The organism is Pseudomonas sp. MF4836 (assembly GCF_002018875.1).
Lineage (GTDB): Bacteria > Pseudomonadota > Gammaproteobacteria > Pseudomonadales > Pseudomonadaceae > Aquipseudomonas.
This window is the reverse complement of sequence record NZ_MVOL01000001.1, coordinates 273,128-294,931: the sequence shown is the minus strand read 5'-3', so window position 1 is coordinate 294,931 and position 21,804 is coordinate 273,128. Positions and strand designations below refer to the sequence as shown.

Sequence of the window (21,804 nt, the reverse complement as noted above, 5' to 3'; positions counted from 1 at the left end):
CCGGGCCGTGCTCATTCATCCAGGTAGTTGTCCTTGATACCCCTGGACCGGCGGTACAGGTACAACCCGACCCGCAGCGCCACCAGCAGCAGACAGAAGGCCCCGACCACCAGCCAGGTCTCGCCGAAATACTGGGTCAGTACGTTGTACAAAAGAGCCAGCGGGATGAAGATCGCCGTCATCAACAGCATGCGTTTCATTGTTCCTGGCACTCCTCTTCTTCGTCTTTCAACGGACACTTGACCACTTGTTTTGCGCCTTGCCAGGCAATCTGGGTGCCGACGGCACTTTTGATTTTCGAGGAATGGGCCGCTTTGCGCGCAGCCAGTTTGGCGGCGCGGTTCGCGGTATTGGCGGCCTGGCCATTCAGGGTCTTGAGGGCCTTGGCCGAGGTCAGCACGTTCTTGCCGGTAGTGAGCATACCCGGGGCCACGGTGCTCACGGCCCCCGATACCGCCACATGCTTCCAGTTGATGTCGATGCACTTCCACTTGATATCAGTGAGTTCGCGGTCGTTGTCCCAGTTGTCCTTGACCTGCCCCAGCACCTGCTTGCCCGCCTGCACCCCCAGCTCGATGCCGGCACCGATCACCCCGCGCAGGGCGAAGGCGCCGATCACCAGCAAGGGCACGAACAGACCCGTCGGGTCGTAGGCCACCGAGGGCACGTTCAACGCATAGACATACAGGTTAGGCCCGCCCCGCAGGCCGATCGGGTCCTGGGTCGCATAGCGCCCCAGTTCCGGCAGGTAGTAGCGATAGCGGTTGTAGTAGAGGTCGCTTTCCAGGTCGTGATACTGGCCCTGGAAACGCAGCGGCTGGTCGGTGGAACCGCTTTGCCCGGTTATCGCGCGCCAGTCGTCGGCCTCGGCCTGCCACAGGGTACGGCCCTGCTCGTCACTCAGGCGCAGCGGGGTGCCGATATGGTCGGTGTGAAAGAAACCGATACGCGGTGCGCCCAACGCCGGGAAGCACTGCGCCGGCAGCGGTTGGTCTTCGGCCGCCATGGCTTGGCGCACCTGCAACAGTTCCGGGCTGTCGGGCTCGCAGTCCTGCTCCAGGCGCAGCCACGGCACACTGGCCCCGGGCTCGTAGACCGTGGTGCGCAGGCGTTGGCCAAAGGCTTCGGCGCACTGGCGATCGCCGTCCCAGCCGAAGCGCACGGTGTATTCCTGCTCACCTTCGCGCACGGTCTTGGCAATGCGCCGCGACAGGCCGTCATAGCGATAGCGCGCCTCGACCCGAACCCCATCGGCGCGCCAGCGCACCAGGTGGACCAGGCGATGAGCACCGTCGTAGGCCAGTTGCAGGCGGTTGCCATCGGCGTCGATGCGCTCCAGCAGATTGCCGGCGCCGTCGTAGCGGTAGCGGCTGCCGCCGAACGCTTCGACCCGATTGCCCAGGCTGCCGACCGCGGACTGCGGCCCGGCCTGGGACGCACTGTCGGTGTGCACATAACCCGAGCGGTACAACTCGTTGTGCAGGCTGGTGCTGCTGTGTTGCGCCGCCGGGGTCGGGGCCTCGCTGTCGAAACGGTTGCCCGCCGGGTCGAAAGCGTAGCGCTGGGGCGTCCCGTCGCTGCGCTGGCTGGCCACCAGGCGGCCGCTGCGGTCGTAGTCATAACGCCGGTTCGGGCGCAGGTTTTCATCGATGCCGGTCAGTTGCCCCAGGGCGTCGTATTGATAGCTGCGCCGCCAGTCATCGCCCGCCGCCAGGGTCAATTGGCTGTGGGTCAGGCGTCCCAGGCGGTCGTAGCGGCGCTCGAGGTTGAACAACGCCTCGGGCTGGCCCTTGAGCCGGCCGTCGCGGCGGGTTTCACGGTGCAGGGCGTCGCGCTCGAACGCCAGCTCGGCCTGGGCCACCAGCACCCCGTGCACATGGCCGGGGCCGTAGGTCAACCAGTTGACCTCGGGGGCATCGCCAAAACGGCTGCTCTGGCGCGCGCCCAGTTCGTCATGGCGGTGCGCGACGCTGTAGACCCAGCCGTCGGCGTGGATCTGGTTTTCCAGGCACAGATTTCCCGCCTCGTCATAGGCAAAGCGCAGCTCGCAATCCGCGCCCTTGACCCCGGCCAGGCGCCCGTCGGCCAGCCAGCGGTAATGCTGGCTGCTCGCCGGCGCGCTGGCGGTGGCCGGCAGGTGACAGCTCAGCAGACGCCCGTCGAGGTTGTAGGCGTAGGTGGTCTCGCGCTCGTCAGCATCGACCCGCGCCACCAATTCATCGGCGGCGTTGTAGCGGTAGCGCTGGCAGCGCCCGTCGAAGCCGGTTTCCTGCACCAGACGGTCCAGCAGGTCATAGGCAAAATGCGCCTGGGCGCCATTTTCATTGGTCAGCATGACCAGGCGCCCGGCTTCGTCGTAGCGGTAATGCTGCTCATGCCCGGCAGCATCGGTGACGCAGGTCAGGCGTTCGGCGCGGTCCCAGAAGAACTGGGTGAAGTGCCCATCGCCATCGGCCATATGGGTCTGGCGCCCCTGGGCATCGTAGCGGTACTTGAGCTGGGTGCCGTCGGCCATGGACAGGCCCGTGACCTGGCCCAGGTGATCGTAGCCACGACGGGTGACCTGGCCCAGGGCATCGGTTTCGGCCAGCAACTGGCCTTCGCCATCGTATTCGCAGGTCCGGGTCTGGCCCGAGCAGTCGGTGACACTGGCCAGCAGGCCGAGACGGTTCCAGGTCAGGCGCTTGATGCCGCCCCTGGCATCCACCACCTGGGTGGGCCGGTCCGGCAGCGCCGGGTCGTCGTAGGCATAGCGGGTGATGCCTGCCGGCCCCTGGACGCTGAGCAACCGGGCACTGGCGTCATGCTTGAGCAGCCACTGGCGACCCATGCTGTCGATCAGTTCCTTGAGCAGCCCGGTTTCGTCGTCGATGCTTTTGCGGAATCGGGTCTTGCCCGGGGTCTGTTCTTCCAGCACCCGGCCCTGGCCATCGAGTCGACGGCGGAACTCGCGGCCCAGTGGATCGCGGATCAGCACCAGGCGCCCGAACATGTCGTACTCAAACTCGGTACGGCTGCCATCGGCACGCACCAGGGCGGTCCAGCGCTGCTCGCCGCCGCTGCCGCTGAACTCGTAACGCTCGATGCGGCCCAGGCTGTCGACCACCTCGGTGGCCTCGCGCTGGTAACGGAACTCGCGGGTCAGGCCGTCGGTTTCACTTTGCTTGAGCACCCGGCCGTGGGGCTGGTGCAGGTCCCAGGTGTAGCGCACTTCCAGGCCGCCCGGCTCACCGTGGGCCACCAGGATGTGGTTGTGCCAGGCAAACACCCGGACCACTTCGCCGAGGCGGTTGCGCACCGCCACCAGGTCGCCGCTGTCGTTGAACTGGTAGCGCACCAGCCAGTCCAGGCGGCGGCTTTGCAGGTCCAGGTCGGCCGGCACCGGGCCGTCGACATTGGCCAGGATCACCCCCAGCAGACGCACCCCGTCCTCCCCCGGCGACGGTTCGCAACAGCCCTGGTAGACCAGGGCGTAACTGCGTCCGGCACTGTCGCGGATGCTGGTCAGCAGGCCGTTCTGGCTCCAGCCGAACTCGGTGCGGTAGCCACTGCGGCCGAATGTGGCGTGCAGGCGCCAGACACCGTCGGCCTGGCGCTGGAAATGCAGGTAGCTGGTGTCGATCAACAGCAGCACGGCACCCTCGTCGGCGGCCAGCGCCTCCGGCACCGCGGCCCAGCGCCCCTTCCACGGCTGAACGGCGGTTCCTTCCTGCGGGGCGCCGCCCCGACGCAGCCACAGGCGCTCGGTACCGGAGTAGAACACCGCCCCCGGCGCCAGGGCCGGAAAGCTGATGCGCCGGCCCTGGGCGTCAATCAGCACACAGGCGGTCGGGCTCAGCTCCAGGTGCATGCTCTCCCCCGGCAGCCACCAGCCCTGGCCGAGCCGGCTGATGCGCGGGTTGCTCGACAGGTAGCCGCGACCGAAGGTGAAGGTGTCCGGCGCGGCGAGGGCGAAGTCGACTTCCTCGGGCAGCAGCTTGCAGCCCAGCATCGGGTTCACCGGCTGGCCGACATTGGGCACGCAGGCCGACACCCGGTCGGCGATGCCGACCCCGGACGCGCCGACATGCACCGTTGGCGAGCCGGTGGCGATCACACCGCCGGAAACCTTTTCGCCAACGTGGGAAACGGGAAGACCGCTCATCTATCTGTCCATCCTTGAGGTCTGTGGGACCGTTTACCTGAGGGTGTGCTAGCAGTTGATATCGACATTCGGCGAGAGAATCTCGATCTCCGAGGGCGTGATGCGGATCGTGCTCTGGCCGCAGGTCAGGCGGATCTCCTTGTCGGCCGTGAGCTCGATGGTCTGGCTGCCGAGCTTGAGGCTCTTGCCGTCCAGGGTGATGGTCGAGCCATCGTCGCTGCCGCCCACCGCCAGGTGATAGCTTTCACCGGCCGAGATCACGTTTTTCTTGCCGATCTGGGTGGTCTGGTTCAGGCCGACAAAGGTGTTCATCATCATGCCGACGTTGAGGCTGTAGCCGAGCCCGACGTTTTCCATGCGGCCCATGCCGACGTTCTGCAGCGAGGCCATGAGAATGGTCTCGGACTTGTTCATGCCGATCAGCACCGTCTCGTTCAGGTCCACGGTCTTCTTGCGGTTGGCGTGGACCGTGATGGTCTCGTTGTTGTCCACGGTTTCGGTGCGGTCCCGGTGGACGTGCACGGTCTCGTCGCGGTCGATGGTTTTCGCACGGTCGCGGCCCACCCAGTGGGTTTCGTCGTTCTCGACCTCGATGTCCTGGTTCTTCTCGGCATGGATAAACAGCTGCTCCTCGCCCTTCTTGTCCTCCATGCGGATTTCATTGAAGTTGGCCGGCGTGCCGCCCTTGCTTGAACGGCTCTTGATCCCGCTCTGGGTGGCGTTGGCCGGCAGGTCGTAGGGCACCGTCTGCTCAGCGTTGTACACCCGGCCGGTGATGATCGGGCGGTCGGGGTCGCCTTCGAGGAAGCTGACGATCACTTCCTGGCCGATGCGCGGAATGTGCATCGCGCCCCAGTTCTTGCCGGCCCAGCTTTGCGAGACGCGGATCCAGCACGAGCTGTTTTCATCCGAGCGATCGTGGCGATCCCAGTAGAAATGCACCTTCACCCGGCCGAATTTATCGGTCCAGATTTCCTCGCCGGCGGGGCCCACCACCATCGCCGTCTGCGGGCCGCGCACCAGGGGTTGCGGGGTCAGCGGCAGCGGACGGAAGACCTGGGTGGCGTCGATGCAATCCAGGGTGCTTTCAAACTGAAAATCGCCATCGGCGGCGCCCGATTCGTAGGCCTCCTGGCTGATCCGGTAACGGGCGGTGGCCACCAGGTACTCGCGGTTCTGGTCGAGCCGGGGGTAGCCGGTCAGGCTGAACAGATGCCCGCTGCCAATGCCCCGGGCGTTGCCGTGCATGACAATGCGCTCGTACTGGGTCTGGATCGCTTCGATGCGGTTGCGCGCGTACTGCTCGCCATCCTCGGCCTGCACGTATTCGCCGGGGTAGTCGTACAGCGGGTAGTCGCCGTTGCTGTGGGGGCGCGGCACCGTGGAGCGCACTTCCAACCGGGTGCTGGGGCGCTGGAAATCGTAATCGCTGAGTTCCAGGGAGCCGGGCTGCACCTCATGGTCCAGGTGCCAGTCGAAGATATGGTCGCGCTCGCGGATCCGGTCCTTGAGCGGGTAGTACGGCACGCTGGCGTAACCGGGCGCCGTGCTGTGGGCGCCGTAGTCGTCGGCCAGCACCAGCACATGGCGCCCCGCCTCATGGCGGAAGAAATAGTAGATGCCCTCCTGCTCCAGCAGGCGGCTGACGAAATCGAAGGCGGTCTCGCGGTACTGCACGCAGTATTCCCACTCGCGGTAGGTGCGGGTCAGGGCGTCTTCGAAGTCGGTGAAGCCCAGGTCGCGAAACACCTGCATGACGATGTCCGGCACCGTGCGGTTCTGGAAGATCCGGCAATCGGAGGTGCGGCTCAGCAGCCACAGCCAGGGTCGGACCGACAGCCGATAACCGGCAAACTGCCCACTGCCGGCAGTCTGCCCGCAGCGGCTGACAATGCCGTGGAAGTAGCGCAGGGAGCCGTCGTATTGCTCGATGGACAGGCTCACCGGCTGGCCGAGCAAGGCGTTCAGCGGCAACGAATGGTGTTTGGAAACCAGCGCCAGCTCGTATTCGAAGGGACGGCCCAGGGCTTCATTGCCATCCATTCGGTCGAGTTGCAGGACATCGGCGCCCAACGGGCTGATGAGCTTGACCACTCGGGCCTGCTGAGTGAGATTCATTGCGATCCTTGCCTGACGATGAGGGACGGTACCCTGTCGGTCCGCGGGACCCAGGGTGCACCCAAACCCGCATTATTCAGAATGCACGGACCCAGCGCCAGATTTATAACCACATCGACCAGGAAGAATCTGAAGACAATCAAGGATTTGTGACTCAGGCCGCAGGCGCGGCCCGAGTCCGGCAGGTCTTCAGCGCACCGGGGTCAGCAACGCACCGGGGGCCGGGGCGAAAGGCGGTTCGGCGCTGGCCGCGCGGGCCACAAAGTCGTCCTGGCGCAGTACCACCAAGGCAATCAGCGACACCACGCCGGTGCCGATGTAGAAGTACCAGGGCGACGTGATGTCACCGGTGAGCTTGATCAGCCAGGTGGAAATCAGCGGCGCGCTGCCGCCAAACACTGCCACCGGGATGTTGTAGGCCACCGCGATGCCCGTGGAGCGGATCCGCGTCGGCAACAGTTCGCTCATCAGGGCGTAGGTCGAGGAAGCGTAAAGCCCGAACAGAATCGCCACCGCCATCAGCGGGAAGAAAAACGAGGTGGGCGTCGCGGTCGGGGCCGACTTGAAGAACCAGAACATCGCCAGCGTGGCCAGGGTCCCGACCACCAGCAAAAACGGCTTGCGTCCGTAGCGGTCGGTAAAGGCCCCGCCGAACGGCATGACGAACGCCGCCGAGAAGCTGGCGACGAACACGTACAACAAGGTGGTGCCACTGTCGAACTTGAGGATGCTCGACATGTAGGTCGAGGCGAAGGTCAGCACCAGGTAAAAGATCGAGCTGTGCAAGGTGATGATGAAGAACACCAGGGCAATCGCCCGCTTCCATTGCCAAACCTCACGCAGCGGCGCCCTGGACGTTTGTCCGGCGCGTTGCAGGGCCAGGAACTCGGGGCTGTCCTCGAGCCGCAGGCGGATGTACATCGAGACCAGGCCCAGGGGCGCGGCAATCAGAAACGGAATGCGCCAGCCCCAGGCCTGCATCAGGTCCGCGCCCAGGGCCCAGGTCATGCCATTGGCCACCGCCCCGCCCAGCAACAGCCCGAGCACCGCGGTGACCATCAGCCAGCAGGTGGCAAACCCACGGCGCCCGGGCCCGGCGTACTCGGAAATAAAGCTGGTGATGGTGCCGATCTCGCCACCGGCCGAGAAGCCCTGCACGCAGCGAATCAACACCAGCATGATCGGCGCGGCGATCCCGATCGAGGCATAGGTCGGCAACAGCCCCAGCAGGCAGGTGGAGCCGGCCATCATCACCAGTACCGTGATCAGGGTCTTGCGCCGGCCGATCTTGTCCGCCAGCGGACCGAAAAACAGACCACCCAGGGGCCGGATGAAAAAGCTCAGGGCAAAGGCGGCGAAGCTCGCCAGCAGGCTGGTGGTCGGGTCGTCGGAGACAAAAAATGCCTTGCCGATGTACACCGCGAGAAAGCCGTAGACGCCGTAGTCGTACCACTCGATAAGGTGCCCCGACGTGGCACCGATAAACGCCCGGCGCCGTTGCCGGGCCGGGTTTTTCTGTTGCAGATCCATTGTGTGGACTCCTGTCTTGTCGCTATCCATGAAAAACACGCCTCAAGGCGTCACTGAAACGCTCACCGCCTCCATCAACGACAGACGCAGTTCGGTCTTGAGGATCTTGCCGTAACTGTTGCGGGGTAATTCTTTGCGAAACACGTACTTCGTCGGCTTCTTGAACGAGGCCATGCGCTGCACAAACCAGGCGTTGAGTTGCTGTTGATCAAGCACCGCGCCGTCGCGCGCAACGACGAAGGCTACCACCGACTCGCCCCATTGCGGGTGCGGCTCACCCACCACGCAGACTTCAAACACCGCCGGGTGCTGGGCCAGCACCTCCTCCACCTCGCGCGGGTAGATGTTGCTGCCACCGGAAATGATCACATCCTTGGAGCGATCGGTCAGGGTCAGGTAACCCGCGCAGTCGAGGTAGCCGATGTCCCCGGTCAACAACCAGCCCTGCACCAGGGCCTCGCGGGTGGCCCGCGCATTGCGCCAGTAACCGAGCATCACCGTGGCGCCGCGCACGGCGATTTCACCGGGTTGGCCAGCGGGCAGCGGCGCGCCCTGAGGGTCGCGAATGCTGATTTCGACGCACGAGTGGGCACGCCCCACCGACGACGCCAGGGCCGCCCAGTCGGCGCGGTCGCAGTCGGCGATCAGTTCGCGGGGCAAGGCGCTGATGGTCATCGGGCTTTCGCCCTGGCCGTAGATCTGCACCAGTCGCGGGCCAAAGGTGGCAAGGGCTTCGCGCAAGTCCGCGAGGTACATCGGGGCTCCGCCGTAGACGATGGTCTTGATCCCCGCCCCGGAATAACCTTGGGCCCGCGCCTGCTCGACCATGCGTTTGACCATGGTCGGCGCGGCAAACAGGCTGACCTGCCCCAGCTCACTGGCCAGGGCGAACAGCTCCTCGGCCTTGAACCCGCGGGACTCGGGCACCACATGCCGCGCACCGCAGCGCACATGAATAAAGTTGTACAGCCCGGCGCCGTGGGACATCGGCGCGGCATAGACCACCGCATCCCCGGCGGCTACCGGGTCGACATCGATCGGGTAGCACAGGGACATGGCGCTGAGGTTGCCGTGGGACAGCATCACCCCCTTGGAGCGCCCGGTGGTGCCGGAGGTGTAGAACAGCCACGCCAGGTCCTCGGACTGGCGCGCGCATGGGCTGTTAAGGGGCTCGGCCAGCGGCCCGCAGGCGCTCAGGGCCAGCTCCCGGCACGGCGGCGTCAGCGCCTGGGGCTCGAACACCTGACCGTCATCGGTGAAGATCAGCCGCGCCTGGGCGTTGTCGGCGATCCACGCGGCTTCGGCCGGGTGCAGCCGGCTGTTGATCGGCACCGCCACGGCGCCCGCCCACCAGATGGCATACAGCAACTCCAGGTAGTGGCAGCTGTTTTTCATGAACAACGCGACACGCTCGCCCGGCGCAATACCGTGCTGCTGCACCAGCTCGGCCGCACGCTGCGCGGCGTGCGCAGCAAAGGTGCGATAGTCGGCCACTGCCCGCGCGCCGCTGAACAACGCCGGGCGCTCGGGCCAGCGACGACCGGCATCCAGTAACCAGTTGGCGATATTCATGCTCAGGCCCTGAGTGCCTGAAGCACCGAGGCATAGTTGGCCACCGCCATGCCGCCCATGTTGAACACCAGCCCGAACTCCGGGCCCGGCACGGCGATCCCGATTGGCTCGCCGGTCAGTTGGCGGAACGCCAGGGCGTGCATTGACACCCCGGTCGCGCCCACCGGATGCCCCTTGGCCTTGAGCCCGCCGGACAGGTTTACCGGCAGGCGGCCACCGGCGCGGACGATGCCGTCGTCCAGGGCCCGATGCCCCTCGCCCTTGGGCGCCAGGCCCATGGCTTCATAAATCAGCAGTTCGGCGATGGTGAAGCAGTCGTGGACCTCGGCAAAGCTCAGGTCGGTCAAGGTCAGGCTGGCCCCGCGCAGCGCCGAGTGAATCGCCCGCTGCGGGCCCTCGAAGGCCAGCAGGTCGCGCTGGGCGATCGGCAGGAAGTCATTGACCTGGGTCGCGGCGCGAATCAGCACATCACGCCGAAACAGCCGGGCGCGCTTGGACGAGGCCAGCACAATGGCCGCCGCGCCGTCGCTGATCAGCGAGCAATCGGTCAGGCGCAGCGATGGCGCTACATAGGGGTTGCTCTTGGACACGTTGTTGCAATGCTCGAAATCCATGACCCGGTGCATCTGCGCCAAAGGGTTGGCCATGGCGTTGGAGTGGTTTTTGGTGGCGATGGCGGCCATCGAGGCCATCGGGCACTGATAGCGATCGCGGTACTGCTCGGCGGCCAGGCCGAACAACTGGGGGAAACTCAGCCCCGCCTCTTCGACGTCGTTCTGGTAGCCGGCGCCCGCCAGGGCCTGGGTGACCTCGGCCGTGGAGTTGTGGGTCATCTTCTCGGCCCCCACCACCAGCACCAGCTCGGCAGCGCCGGAAAGGATGGCGTTGATCCCCGCCTGGATCGCCGCCGAGCCCGAGGCGCAGGCGTTCTCGCAGCGGGTGGCCGGCTTGAAGCGCAGGCCCGGGTCGGCCTGCATCAGCAAGGACGCGGGGAACGCATCGGGCACCATCCCGGCGTTGAAGTGCCCGAGGAACAGCGCATCGATCTCCGATGCATCGATGGCGGCGTCCGCCAGGGCCTCGCGGCTGACCTGAACGATCAGGTCTTCCAGGGTGCGACCGTCCAGCCGGCCAAAGGGGGTGTGTCCGGCGGCGACGATGGATACGGAATCATGGGTCATGGCGATTTTCTTCTTTGCTTGTCACAGGCATTCCTTACAATGCCTCCAGCACGAACCCCTCGCTAGTTCGTGCAACTACGTACATGGATAAGTAGCCGCGCCGGGGAGCAGCACCCCGACTGCGAATTCACATCGAGGCAGGATGCCCAATGAACGCTTTCGCCCAACAGAAAAATGACCTTGAGCGCCTGGCGTTCCAAATGTCTCCCGCCCCGCAGCTGATCACCGGCCACCGGGTGATGCTCGACTGCAATGAGGCCTTCCTGCAGCTGTTCGGCTACTCCCATGAAGAACTCGTGGGCCACCTGACCCTGCTGATCTACCCCTCTCAGGCGGACTACACCACCATCGGCAACCGCAGCCGCAACTGGTTGCTCAACAGCAACAGCTGCGCCTATTCCGACGAACGCTTCATGCAGCACAAGAGTGGCGAAGTGTTCTGGGCCAAGGCCCATGGCTACACCCTGACCCTGGACGACCCGTTCAAGCTGATGATCTGGCACTTCGAGCGCATGGACCGCCCGCACCACGCCACGGTCAACCTCACACCCCGCGAACGCGAAGTGTCGATGCATATCGTCAACGGCCTGACCTGCAAGGAAGTGGCGAAGAAACTGGCGATCTCCCACCGCACGGTGGAAGTCCACCGCGCGCGGCTGATGAAAAAGCTGCAAGCCAAAAACAGTGCGGAACTGGTCTCGAAGATCATTTTCGTCAATTGAGCGGGCCCGGCCCAAGCCAGGCCCCGGGCGGCCTCAGCGCCCGGCAAAGCGCAGCCGCGACAACTGGCGCAAGTCGCCCTCGCGGTAGTAATCGTCACTCCAGGCATCATCCACCGCCAATGGCTGGACCTGCTTGAGCGCCAGCTTCTTCGCGTAATAGCGAAAGCGGTAATGCTCGTAAAAACGCAGCAACTCCAGGCCGTAACGGTCCGCCAGGTCGGTGTCGCCACGGATGATCAGAAAGTTCTCGTCATTGCCATTGCTCGCGGCGGCGCTGAGGTTGTGGCTGCCGCTGATGATCACCGGCGCGTCGCTGGTGAAGTCGCTGACGATGGCCTTGGTGTGCACCAGCAAATTGCCCTTCTGGCCCTTCAGTCCTTCCTTCAGCCAGCCTTCCAGGCCGTCGTTGAGCAATGCGGTGGCGGCGAACTCGGCGCTGCGGTCGGCATGGAAACCGGTGATGCGGCTGGCGGTGTTTTGCAGGCCGTAACGCAGCACGTCGTCGTGGGGCTGGCCGAGCAAGGCGTTGAGGATCATGTCCGGCAGGGTGAATGCGGTGACGAACAGCAGGTCCTTTTTCGAGGCGTTGATGATCTCGACAAAGGCTTGCAGGTCGCCCTGCCCCGAGCGCGGGGAAAACCCGGCAAACAGCGGCGTGTCCAGCCGCACCGGGTTGTGCTGGGTCAGCCATTTGCGCGTCGCGCCGACGTCTGCCGGGGCGGCCCAGATGTGCTCGAATACCTCCAGGTAGCTCGCGGCCAGGCTGGGGTTGTCCAGCACGTGCACCACGTTGGCCTGGCGGTAGACCCCGTTGGCGGTGAAGTTGGTGCTGCCGCAGAGCACGGCGGCCGGCTGCGCCGTGCCGTTGGCGTCGAGCTGGCTGAGGACGATGAACTTGTCATGGAAAATGCTGTGGGTCACCCGCCCGCGTGCATTGGCCGGCGGCAGGTGCTGCAGATTGGCCTGATTCAGCGCCGTGTCCGCATCCCCGGGCTGGGCGTGGTACAGCACCCGCACCCTGGCGCCACGGTCGAAGGCGGCATTGACCGCGTCGATGATCGACTGCAGCTGGTATTCGTAGATCGCGATGTCCAGCGCCCAGTGCGCATCCACCGCACGTTCGATAAACCCCAGCAGCTCGCCGAGCAGGCCGTTTTCCAGCCATTGCCGGGGCGCCTCGGGCCAGGCTTCGATGGGCAGGTGCTTGTTGGCGCTGATCAGCGCATCCAGCTCGGGAAACTTGCGCGAAAACGCCTGGCTGGCGGCCACCGCTCGATTGAAGATCACCCGCTGCCCCGGCGGCAGGCCGTTATCGGCCGTGATCGTGACCTGCAGCGACTCCCCCAGTTGCGGCGCATCCGGGCTGCCATAGGCCAGGTGCACCCGGTAATCCATGGTCGCCCCGGGGTTGACTGCGTAATCGGCCCAGCGAAATTTTTGCAACGGCGCCTGATCGCTCGGCGTGGCGTTGTACTGAGGGAAACTGTGGGCCTTGCCGGGGAAAGTCAGGCTGTTGAACAGAAACAGCCAGGGCTTGGTGGCGCTGCGCTTTTCAATGGCAAACCCCAGCAACCCCTTGCGCCGCGCGGGGTCCAGGTCCATGGCCAGCAATACCCCATTAGTCCCGGCATAAGCCTTGACCCGAAAATCATCCTTGTCGGTACTCACCAGTACCCGCATACATTCACTCCTGTGACGGTGGATCAAGCGTAGCCGCAGCCAGCAGGCTGCGCTGGCCAGCACCGACGCCGTGGCGTCTCAGGTGAATTACGGCGGTCGTGAGGGACAGCGCAGCCTATCGGCAGCGGCTACAGGAGTTGTGTCAGGCGGTTGGGGGCAGCAGGTCGATATGACGGTATTCGGCGCCCAGGGCAGTGGCCAGTTGCTGGGCGCGGGCGAGGCGGATGGGGCCGCGCTCGATATCGATCAGCAATGCCGGGCAGTTGAGGGGGGGCTGCGGCGGCAGGCTTTTCAGCCGGCCGTCGGTGATAAGCAAGACCCGCTGCTGCTCTGCCGGAAAACGCCGTTGGCGCCGGGCCAGCCACTGCGCGGCTTCTTCCAGCGCCTGCAGCAAGGGCGTTCCGCCACCCGCGCCAAGCCCGTCCAGCCACTGGCGCAAATCCGCCGAAGCCTTCAAACCCTGGACCTGCCAGCTCGGTGTGCGGCCACTGGCGGTCAGCAGCGCCAGCCGGGCGCGCTGGCGGTAGGCATCGTCGAACAGTTGCGCCAGCAGCCCCTTGGCATCGCTCAGCGCCGAATGCCGGCGGGTCGAGGCCGAGGCGTCGACAATCACCAGCCACAGCTCATGGGCCGTGCGACTGCGCAGGCGATACAGCAGATCCTCGCGCACCTGTGGCCGACCAGTGAGCAAGGTCCCGGGCCAGTTGATCGTGCCCTCAGTCGCCGCCCGGCCCCGCCCCTGCCGTCCCTGGTCCAACCTCCCTGCCCGGGGCCTGGCATCCGCCCCCGCGGCAGAGCGAGGGCGGATGCCTAGGGCTTTTTTGGCCAGCTCGGCACTTCACGGCGCACGCCGGTGGCTTGGGCCTGGGCCGGCATTTCGCCCCATTGGCCCTGGCCCGTGGCGGCTTGCTGCTGCGTCGCGGACGGCGCCTGGGAAGATTGGGGCTGGTCTGCCGCCGCCGGCGGGGTGTCGCGACGGCGATGGCGCAACGCAAACTCGGCCACGGCGTCGATATCCTGCCCAGTGATCGCCGTTGCCCCGCGCCAGGCGGCATGGGCCCGTGCCGCGCGCAACCACACCAGGTCGGCGCGCAGGCCGTCGACCCCAGCGGCGAAACAGCGCTCGGTGATCTGCGCCAGAGCCCCATCGTCCAGGGCGATCTGCCCCAGCAACTCCCGTGCGCCCTGGCAGCGCTCACGCAGCGCCACTTGCTGCGGCGCCCACTGCTCGCAGAAACCCTGGGGATCACTGTCGAAATCCAGGCGCCGACGAATGATCTGCCCGCGCTCGCTCGGCGGCGTCTGCCCACCCAGCGCCACATTCAGACCGAAGCGGTCGAGCAGTTGCGGGCGCAGCTCGCCCTCCTCCGGGTTCATGGTGCCAATCAGCACGAACTTCGCCGAATGCCGATGGGAAATGCCGTCACGCTCAATGAGGTTGGTGCCGCTGGCGGCGACGTCCAGCAACAGGTCCACCAGATGATCGGGCAGCAGGTTGACCTCATCGACGTACAGCACGCCGCCATCGGCCTTGGCCAGTACCCCGGGGGAAAACTGCGCCCGGCCCTCGCCCAGCGCGGCATCCAGATCCAGGGTGCCCACCAGCCGCTCTTCGGTCGCGCCCAGGGGCAAGGTGACAAATTGCCCGCTGGCCAATAGATCCGCCAGCCCCCGGGCCAGAGTCGACTTGGCCATGCCCCGTGGCCCTTCGATCAGCACCCCACCGATTTTCGGATCGATGGCAGTCAGGCACAGCGCCAGTTTCAGGTCATCGGCGCCAACCACGGCGGACAGCGGAAAATGTGGGGTATCGCTCATGTCGGGGTCTCGGTCAGGGCCTGGGTGCGTAAAGATTGGGGTGAGCGCTGGTTGTGTGTGGCTTGTGCCGGACAGCGCAGCCTGCGGCAGCGGCTACAGGTGTAGCTAGCTCTCTTCGATGTCCAGCAGCAGGTTTTCCAGGGCCTCGCGGTACTCGCCAGGCTCTTGCCACAGGCCACGCTGCTGGGCTTCGAGCAGGCGTTCGGTCATGTCGCGCAGGGCATGGGGGTTGTGCTGCCGGATAAACTCGCGGGTCGACGGGTCAAGCACATAGGCGTCAGCCAGCAAGGCGTATTGATGGTCATCGATCAGTTCGGTGGTGGCGTCGAAGGCAAACAGATTATCCACGGTCGCGGCCATTTCAAAAGCGCCTTTATAGCCATGGCGCTTGACCCCCTCGATCCACTTCGGATTGGCCGCCCGGGAACGGATCACCCGGTTCAACTCTTCCTTGAGGCTGCGGATTTTCGGCAGGTCCGGCTGGCTGTGGTCGCCATGGTAACTGGCGGCCTTGGCCCCGCTGAGGCTTTCCACCGCCGCCAGCATGCCGCCCTGGAACTGGTAGTAGTCGTTGGAGTCGAGCAGGTCGTGCTCGCGATTGTCCTGGTTTTGCAGCACCGCCTGCACCTGGCTCAGGCGCTGGGCGAACTGCTCCCGAGCCGCCGTGCCCTCATCACTGCCGCCGTAGGCATAACCGCCCCAATTGAGGTAGACCTCGGCCAGGTCTTCGCGGCTTTGCCACAGGCGCCCATCGATGGCGCCCTGGACCCCGGCCCCATAGGCACCGGGCTTGGCCCCGAAAATCCGCCAGCCGGCCTGGCGCGCCGCCGCGTCGGCATCCAGCCCTGCCTCCAGCAGGCTCTGGCGCTCGGCGCGGACCTTGGCCGCCAGCGGGTTGAGGTCATCGGGCTCATCCAGCGCCGCCACTGCCTGCACCGCCGCATCGAACAGCCGGATCAGGTTGGCGAAGGCGTCGCGGAAGAACCCCGAGACCCGCAGGGTCACGTCGACCCGAGGCCGGTCCAGCAGGCTCAGGGGCAGGATCTCGAAGTCATCGACCCGCTGGCTGCCGGTGGCCCACACCGGGCGCACGCCCATCAGGGCCATGGCCTGGGCGATATCATCACCGCCGGTGCGCATGGTCGCCGTGCCCCACACCGAGAGCCCGAGCTGGCGCAGGTGGTCGCCGTGATCCTGCAGGTGTCGCTCAAGAATCAGATGGGCTGACTGAAAGCCGATGCGCCAGGCGGTGGTGGTCGGCAGGTTGCGCACGTCCACCGAGAAAAAATTGCGTCCGGTGGGCAGCACGTCCAGGCGTCCGCGACTCGGCGCACCACTGGGCCCGGCCGGCACGAAGCGCCCGCCCAGGGCATCCAGCAGGCCGCGCATTTCTGCCGGGCCGCAGGCATCCAGGCGCGGTGCGACCACGTCGCGCAGGCCGTCGATAATCACCTTCACCTCTGCCCAACCCGGCTCCTCGAGTTGCTCCAGCGGCCCTTGCAGGGCACTTTCGATCAACTGTCCGGCAAACAGTTCGAGGCGCTCGCGGGTATCCCCGGCGGTGCGCCACAGCTCAGTGCTGACCTGCTGCAACAGCGGCGGACGGCGTTCGCTCCAGGGTTCGGCCAGGGCGCAATCCAGCGGATCGAACCCCAGCTCGAAAGCCTTGGCCAGGGCCCGCAGCAGGCTCGACTGCGCGCCCCGGCCATCGCCGCGGGGGATGCGCAGCAGGGCCAGCAGGGTGTCGAGGCGCAGGCGCCCGGTGGGCGATTCGCCGAACACGTGCAGGCCGTCGCGGATCTGCGATTCCTTGAGGTCGCACAGGTAGGTGTCCAGGCGTGGCAGCCAGATCGCCGCATCGGCGTCGCTGTCGAGTTTTTCGTCGAGCTGCAATTCGCGGTCGATGCGGGTTTCCCGCACCAGCTTGAGAATGTCGCGCTGCAACTCGCGGGCACGCCGCGGGTCCAGCAGTTGGGCTTCGTAATACTCGTCGGCCAACAGCTCCAGGTCGCGCAGCGGACCATAGGTTTCGGCGCGGGTCAGGGGCGGCATCAGGTGGTCGATGATCACCGCCTGGGTCCGGCGCTTGGCCTGGGCGCCCTCCCCCGGGTCATTGACGATAAACGGGTAGATATTGGGCAGCGGCCCCAGCAATGCATCCGGCCAGCAGCTCTCGGACAGCCCGACACCCTTGCCCGGCAGCCACTCCAGGTTGCCGTGCTTACCGACGTGAATCAGTCCGTGGGCGCCATAGGCCTGGCGCAGCCAGAAATAGAACGCCAGGTAACCGTGGGGCGGCACCAGGTCCGGGTCGTGGTAGACCGCACTGGGATCGACCTGATAGCCCCGGGCCGGCTGGATACCGACAAAGGTCAGGCCAAAACGCAGGCCGGCGACCATCATCCGTCCGCCGCGAAACATCGGGTCCTGTTCCGGGCTGCCCCAACGCGCTTGCACCGCCTGTCGATTGGCTTCGGGCAAGGCGTTGAACATCAGCCGGTAGTCGTCCAGCGCCAGGCTTTGCGCGCAGGGCCGCAGGTCGATGCTGTCGAGGTCATTGCTGACGCCACCGAGCAATTGCTGGATCAACGCCGTGCCGCTGGCCGGCAGTTCGGTGCTCAGCGGGTAGCCCTCGGCCTGCAAGGCGCGCAGGATATTCAGCGCCGCCGCCGGGGTATCCAGGCCGACACCATTGCCGATGCGCCCGTCCCGGGTCGGGTAGTTGGCCAGGATCAGCGCGATGCGCTTTTGCCCGTTGGGCACCCGGGCCAATTCGATCCAGCGCCGCGCCAGCTCGGCGACGAAATCCATGCGCTCGGGCTGGGCCCGGTAGCAGACCACGTCCGACTGGCTGCGCTCGCTGCGCCAGGCCAGGTCCTTGAAGCTGATGGGCCGGCTGATGATGCGCCCGTCCAGCTCGGGCAAAGCGATGTGCATCGCCAGGTCGCGCGGGCCCAGGCCTTGTTCGCTGGCGCGCCAGCCGGGTTCGTTGTCCTGGGCGCAGATGGCCTGGATCACCGGGATATTGCGCCGAAATGGCCGCAGATGCGGGGCCTCGGGGCTTGACTGGGCAAAGCCGGTGGTGTTCAGAATCACCCCGGCCTCGACTTCATCCAGCAAGTCTTCGACCATCGTCAGGCAGCCGGGCTCCTTGAGACTGGCCAGGGCAATCGGCAACGGGTTGAGCCCGGCCGCCTGCAAACGCTGGCAAAACACATCAATAAACCCGGTATTGGCCGCCTGCAGATGGGAGCGGTAAAACAGCACCGCCGCCACCGGCTGTCCGGCGTGCCAGTCGGCCTGCCAATCGCCCAGGGTCGCGGCACTTTTATGGGGGTGGTAAATCGCCGTGCGCGGCAAGGTCTGCGGCTCGGCCCAGGCATAGTCGCGGCCCAGCAGGCTGGCGGCCAGGCAACGGTACAGATTCAGGGCGTTGTCGCGCCCACCCTGGCGCAAGAAGTGCCACAGCCGATCGCGCGCGGCGCCCGGCACCGTGCTCAGGTCGCTGAGCTCCGGATCCGGGCGGTCATCCCCCGGCACCAGAATCAGCTGCACCCCGCGCTCGGCCAGTTGCACCAGGCGTTCGACGCCGTAGCGCCAGTAGCCGATGCCGCCGTGCAGGGAAATCAGGATCACCTTGGCATGACGCAGCACCTGGTCGACATACAGGTCGACCGAGGCGTGGTTCTGCACCTGCATCGGGTTGGCCAGGCGAAAGCTCGGGAAGTCGTCCGGCAACTGCTGGGCCGCTTCCGCCAGCAGCGCCAGGCTGGAGTCGCCGCTGCACAGGATCACCAGCTCGGCGGGGGTTTGTCCAAGGTCGGCAATGTTGTCATCCGACACGAAACCGCCGGGCTGGGTCCTGAGCAGGTGCATGGGTTAAACGCTGAGGGCGGCGCGCAGTTGCGCTTCGAGTTGCTCGGCGTCCAGCTCCTGGCCGATCAGCACCAGGCGCGTGGTCCGGGCCTCGTCGGCGCCCCACTGGCGGTCGAAGTGCTTGTCGAAACGGGTGCCCACGCCCTGGATCAGCAAGCGCATCGGCTTGTTGGGAATGGCGGCAAACCCCTTGACCCGCAGGATCCCGTGCTTGACCACCAGTTGGGTCAGGGCATCGAGCAGCAGGCTTTCCTCGGCTTGCGGCAGTTCGATGGAGATCGAATCGAAAGCGTCGTGATCGTGGTCGTCATGATCGGCATCGTCGCCGTCATGGTGATGGTCGTGGTGGCTGTGACGGCTGTCGATGTGTTCTTCGGAGCCGGCACCCAGGCCCAGCAACACGTCCAGCGGCAGGCGACCGCTGCTGGCTTCGATGACCTTGACCGCTGGCGGCAGTTCTTCAGCCACTTCCAGGCGTACTTTTGCCAGGTCTTCGGCGCTGATCAGGTCAGCCTTGTTGAGAATCACCAGGTCGGCGCTGGCCAGTTGGTCGGCGAACAGCTCGTGCAGCGGCGATTCGTGGTCCAGGTTGGGGTCGAGCTTGCGCTGGGCATCGACCTGGTCCGGGAAGGCGGCGAAGGTGCCGGCGGCCACGGCCGGGCTGTCGACCACGGTGATCACCGCGTCGACGGTGCAGGCGCTGCGGATTTCCGGCCATTGGAAGGCCTGGACCAGGGGTTTTGGCAGAGCCAGGCCCGAGGTTTCGATCAGGATGTGGTCAAGGTCGCCGCGCCGGGCTACCAATTCGCGCATCACCGGGAAGAATTCTTCCTGCACGGTGCAGCACAGGCAGCCGTTGGCCAGCTCGTAGACCCGGCCGCTGGCCTCTTCTTCAGTGCAGCCGATGGAGCATTGCTTGAGGATTTCACCGTCGATGCCCAGTTCGCCAAATTCGTTGACGATCACCGCGATCCGGCGACCCTGGGCGTTGTCGAGCATGTGCCGCAGCAAGGTGGTTTTGCCCGAGCCAAGGAAGCCGGTGACGATGGTGACGGGAAGTTTGGCCAGTGTTTTCATCGGATGCCCTTTGGCAAGGTGGCGGGCATACGGGACGAAAACCGCGGCAATGGCTGCGCGGAAGAGTTCGCCACCGGATCACCCCGCCCGGTTGTAGTGAGAATTCGTCACGAGGCAGGTCTCCTGGCTGAGGGTGTGCCGGTGCTAACCGACGATTGACGCGCCTTCCCGCCAACGCCTTGAAGCGCGTGCAGTGGCTGTGCATCAACCATGACCCTTTACAGTTGCGGGGGCAGCCGCGGCTTGGACCGCGTTCCCTTCTTAGCTTCGGCCGACTGCGCCGAAGAACCTCGAGTGCGCAAGGCTACGCAGAGCGCAGGGGCCGGTCAATGCGCATTGTCGGCCAGCCTCGGTGCCGGCGCGGGGAAAATTCATTGCCCGGTCCCGGCGCCATTGCGAAAGAGTGGCAATTGACGGCCCTCCCCCGCCCATGCTCTCCTACACACCTTGTTACGGGTGCCCTTCACAGGGTGAAACGGGAAACCGGTGCGTCACGTGCCTTACTCAAGGCCTTGACCAGTCCGGTGCTGCCCCCGCAACGGTAAGCGAGCGAAGAATCAGATCCACTGCGCCGGTCATCCGGCATGGGAAGGCGATTCTTGCAGGCCAGGCGCAAGCCCCGCCCCTCGCGAGCCCGGAGACCGGCCCGCAATAGACACATAACAAACCCGCGGTGGGCGGGCGCTGTTAATTCCCTGTGCGCCCGTCGCGCGGGGTTTTGCTGCGTTCGATCCACCCGCTGATAACCAGAGGGATGCGCCATGTCGATCATCAGCAGCACCAGTCAATCCGCCAGCAGCACCTCCACCCTGAGCCAACGCCTGGTCGCCGCCATCGGTGCCTCGATCCTCGGCGCGTGCCTGGTGTATTTCGCCGGGTTCTCCCATATCGAAGCAGTGCACAACGCTGCCCACGATACCCGTCACAGCTCCGCCTTCCCGTGCCATTGAGACCTGCTGACATGATCAAGCGTATTGCGCAAACCGCAGGTTTCACCGGGCTGCTGGCCGCCCTGTTGCTGACCCTGCTGCAAAGCTTCTGGGTCGCCCCGCTGATTTTGCAGGCCGAAACCTACGAAAAGGCCCCGGCCACTGAAGTCCATGAACACGCCGAAGGCGCCATGGCCGGCCACACCCACGATGCCGAAGCCTGGGAGCCGGAAGATGGCTGGCAGCGCGTGCTGTCGACCACTGGCGGTAACCTGGTGGTGGCCGTCGGCTTCGCCCTGATGCTCGCCGGCCTGTACACCCTGCGCGCGCCGAATCGCACGTCCCAGGGGCTGCTGTGGGGCCTGGCCGGTTACGCCACCTTCTGCCTGGCGCCAACCATGGGCCTGCCGCCCGAGCTGCCGGGCACCGCCGCTGCGGACCTGGCGCAACGGCAGATCTGGTGGGTCGGCACCGCGGCCTCGACCGCCGTCGGTATCGCGCTGATCGTGTTTGCCCAGCACTGGCTGCTGAAAGTGCTGGGTGTCGCCATCATTGCCGTGCCGCACATCATTGGCGCGCCACAGCCGGAAGTGCATTCGATGCTGGCTCCGGAGGCCCTGGAAGCGCAGTTCAAAATCGCCTCGCAACTGACCAATGCCGCGTTCTGGCTGGCCCTGGGCCTGATCAGCGCCTGGTTGTTCCGGCGTAAAAGCGCGGGTCACTACGCGGCATGAGTGAACGGCACGCAGCGCCGGCCCTGGTGGTCGGCCTGGGTTGCCAGCGCGGCTGCCCGGTGGACACGCTGCGCGCATTGCTCGACCAGGTCCTGGAAGCCCATGGCTTCGGGCTGGATCAAGTCCGGGGCCTGGCCAGTATCGACCTGAAACGCGAAGAGCCCGGCCTGCTGCAACTGGCCGAGCAGTTAGCCCTGCCCCTGACCTGTTTCAGCAGCTCGCAGCTCACGCCCTATGCGCTGCAACTGAGCCACCGCTCGGAAATCGCCTACGAACGCACCGGCTGCTATGGCGTGGCCGAAAGCGCCGCCCTGGCCCTGGCCGAACGCCTGGCGCAGAGCCCGGCGAAACTGCTGATCCGCCGCCAAAAGTACGCCCAGGCGACCCTGGCCATGGCCTGCTGCGGCTAAAACCCCGATAATC

15 protein-coding genes and 2 riboswitches are annotated in these 21,804 nt (G+C 65.8%); of the genes, 4 read left to right on the top strand and 11 right to left on the bottom strand.

Annotated elements, in window-relative coordinates:
- Window positions 1-11 precede the first annotated feature (11 nt).
- From MF4836_RS01455 to MF4836_RS01430, 6 genes are all read right to left on the bottom strand, one after another.
- On the bottom strand, window positions 12-200 hold the full coding sequence (locus tag MF4836_RS01455) for a hypothetical protein (protein WP_020297025.1): 189 nt from the start codon (window positions 198-200) through the stop codon (window positions 12-14).
- Window positions 197-4,144, bottom strand: a complete 3,948-nt coding sequence (locus tag MF4836_RS01450; protein WP_078468763.1) for an RHS repeat-associated core domain-containing protein — start codon at window positions 4,142-4,144, stop codon at window positions 197-199. Before MF4836_RS01450 ends, MF4836_RS01455 begins: the two co-directional genes overlap by 4 nt.
- A gap of 48 nt (window positions 4,145-4,192) precedes the next feature.
- Entirely contained in the window at window positions 4,193-6,262 is a 2,070-nt protein-coding gene (gene tssI, locus MF4836_RS01445) for a type VI secretion system Vgr family protein (protein ID WP_078468762.1), read from the bottom strand.
- Between the two features lie 189 nt (window positions 6,263-6,451).
- Complete coding sequence (locus MF4836_RS01440) at window positions 6,452-7,792, bottom strand: MFS transporter (protein WP_078468761.1); 1,341 nt, start codon at window positions 7,790-7,792, stop codon at window positions 6,452-6,454.
- Window positions 7,793-7,834: 42 nt separating this feature from the next.
- Entirely contained in the window at window positions 7,835-9,364 is a 1,530-nt protein-coding gene (locus tag MF4836_RS01435) for a class I adenylate-forming enzyme family protein (protein WP_078468760.1), read from the bottom strand.
- Window positions 9,365-9,366: 2 nt separating this feature from the next.
- Window positions 9,367-10,545 (bottom strand): acetyl-CoA acetyltransferase, encoded by a 1,179-nt coding sequence (locus tag MF4836_RS01430; protein ID WP_078468759.1) that lies wholly within the window; start codon window positions 10,543-10,545, stop codon window positions 9,367-9,369.
- Window positions 10,546-10,694: 149 nt separating this feature from the next.
- Between MF4836_RS01430 and MF4836_RS01425 the strand changes: the two genes are divergently transcribed.
- Window positions 10,695-11,267: a LuxR C-terminal-related transcriptional regulator gene (locus MF4836_RS01425; protein WP_078468758.1), complete on the top strand. Its 573-nt coding sequence runs from the start codon at window positions 10,695-10,697 to the stop codon at window positions 11,265-11,267.
- Window positions 11,268-11,300: 33 nt separating this feature from the next.
- Here the strand turns inward: MF4836_RS01425 and MF4836_RS01420 are convergent, their stop codons facing one another.
- The 5 genes from MF4836_RS01420 to cobW all read right to left on the bottom strand — a co-directional run bounded on the left by MF4836_RS01420 (window position 11,301) and on the right by cobW (window position 19,718).
- Window positions 11,301-12,947 carry a phospholipase D-like domain-containing protein gene (locus tag MF4836_RS01420; protein WP_078468757.1) on the bottom strand — a complete coding sequence of 549 codons (1,647 nt, stop codon included), beginning with the start codon at window positions 12,945-12,947 and terminating at the stop codon, window positions 11,301-11,303.
- Window positions 12,948-13,089: 142 nt separating this feature from the next.
- Window positions 13,090-13,776: a vWA domain-containing protein gene (locus tag MF4836_RS01415; RefSeq protein ID WP_238596118.1), complete on the bottom strand. Its 687-nt coding sequence runs from the start codon at window positions 13,774-13,776 to the stop codon at window positions 13,090-13,092.
- Window positions 13,758-14,765: an ATP-binding protein gene (locus MF4836_RS01410; RefSeq protein ID WP_078468755.1), complete on the bottom strand. Its 1,008-nt coding sequence runs from the start codon at window positions 14,763-14,765 to the stop codon at window positions 13,758-13,760. Before MF4836_RS01410 ends, MF4836_RS01415 begins: the two co-directional genes overlap by 19 nt.
- Before the next feature lie 105 nt (window positions 14,766-14,870).
- Complete coding sequence (gene cobN / locus MF4836_RS01405) at window positions 14,871-18,641, bottom strand: cobaltochelatase subunit CobN (protein WP_078468754.1); 3,771 nt, start codon at window positions 18,639-18,641, stop codon at window positions 14,871-14,873.
- 3 nt (window positions 18,642-18,644) lie between these two features.
- Window positions 18,645-19,718, bottom strand: a complete 1,074-nt coding sequence (gene cobW, locus MF4836_RS01400; RefSeq protein WP_020296890.1) for a cobalamin biosynthesis protein CobW — start codon at window positions 19,716-19,718, stop codon at window positions 18,645-18,647.
- Between the two features lie 96 nt (window positions 19,719-19,814).
- Window positions 19,815-20,026: riboswitch (cobalamin riboswitch) on the bottom strand.
- 129 nt (window positions 20,027-20,155) lie between these two features.
- Window positions 20,156-20,382, top strand: a riboswitch (cobalamin riboswitch).
- Between the two features lie 97 nt (window positions 20,383-20,479).
- Here cobW and MF4836_RS01395 point away from each other — a divergent pair.
- From MF4836_RS01395 to MF4836_RS01385, 3 genes are read left to right on the top strand one after another with little or no spacing between them, the layout of a single operon-like run.
- Complete coding sequence (locus tag MF4836_RS01395; RefSeq protein ID WP_020296891.1) at window positions 20,480-20,668, top strand: CbtB domain-containing protein; 189 nt, start codon at window positions 20,480-20,482, stop codon at window positions 20,666-20,668.
- A gap of 11 nt (window positions 20,669-20,679) precedes the next feature.
- A complete protein-coding gene (locus MF4836_RS01390) occupies window positions 20,680-21,381 on the top strand; it encodes a CbtA family protein (RefSeq protein ID WP_078468753.1) in 702 nt (233 codons plus the stop codon).
- Window positions 21,378-21,791: a cobalamin biosynthesis protein gene (locus tag MF4836_RS01385; RefSeq protein ID WP_078468752.1), complete on the top strand. Its 414-nt coding sequence runs from the start codon at window positions 21,378-21,380 to the stop codon at window positions 21,789-21,791. The genes MF4836_RS01390 and MF4836_RS01385 overlap by 4 nt, the downstream gene beginning before the upstream one ends.
- Window positions 21,792-21,804: the final 13 nt, after the last annotated feature.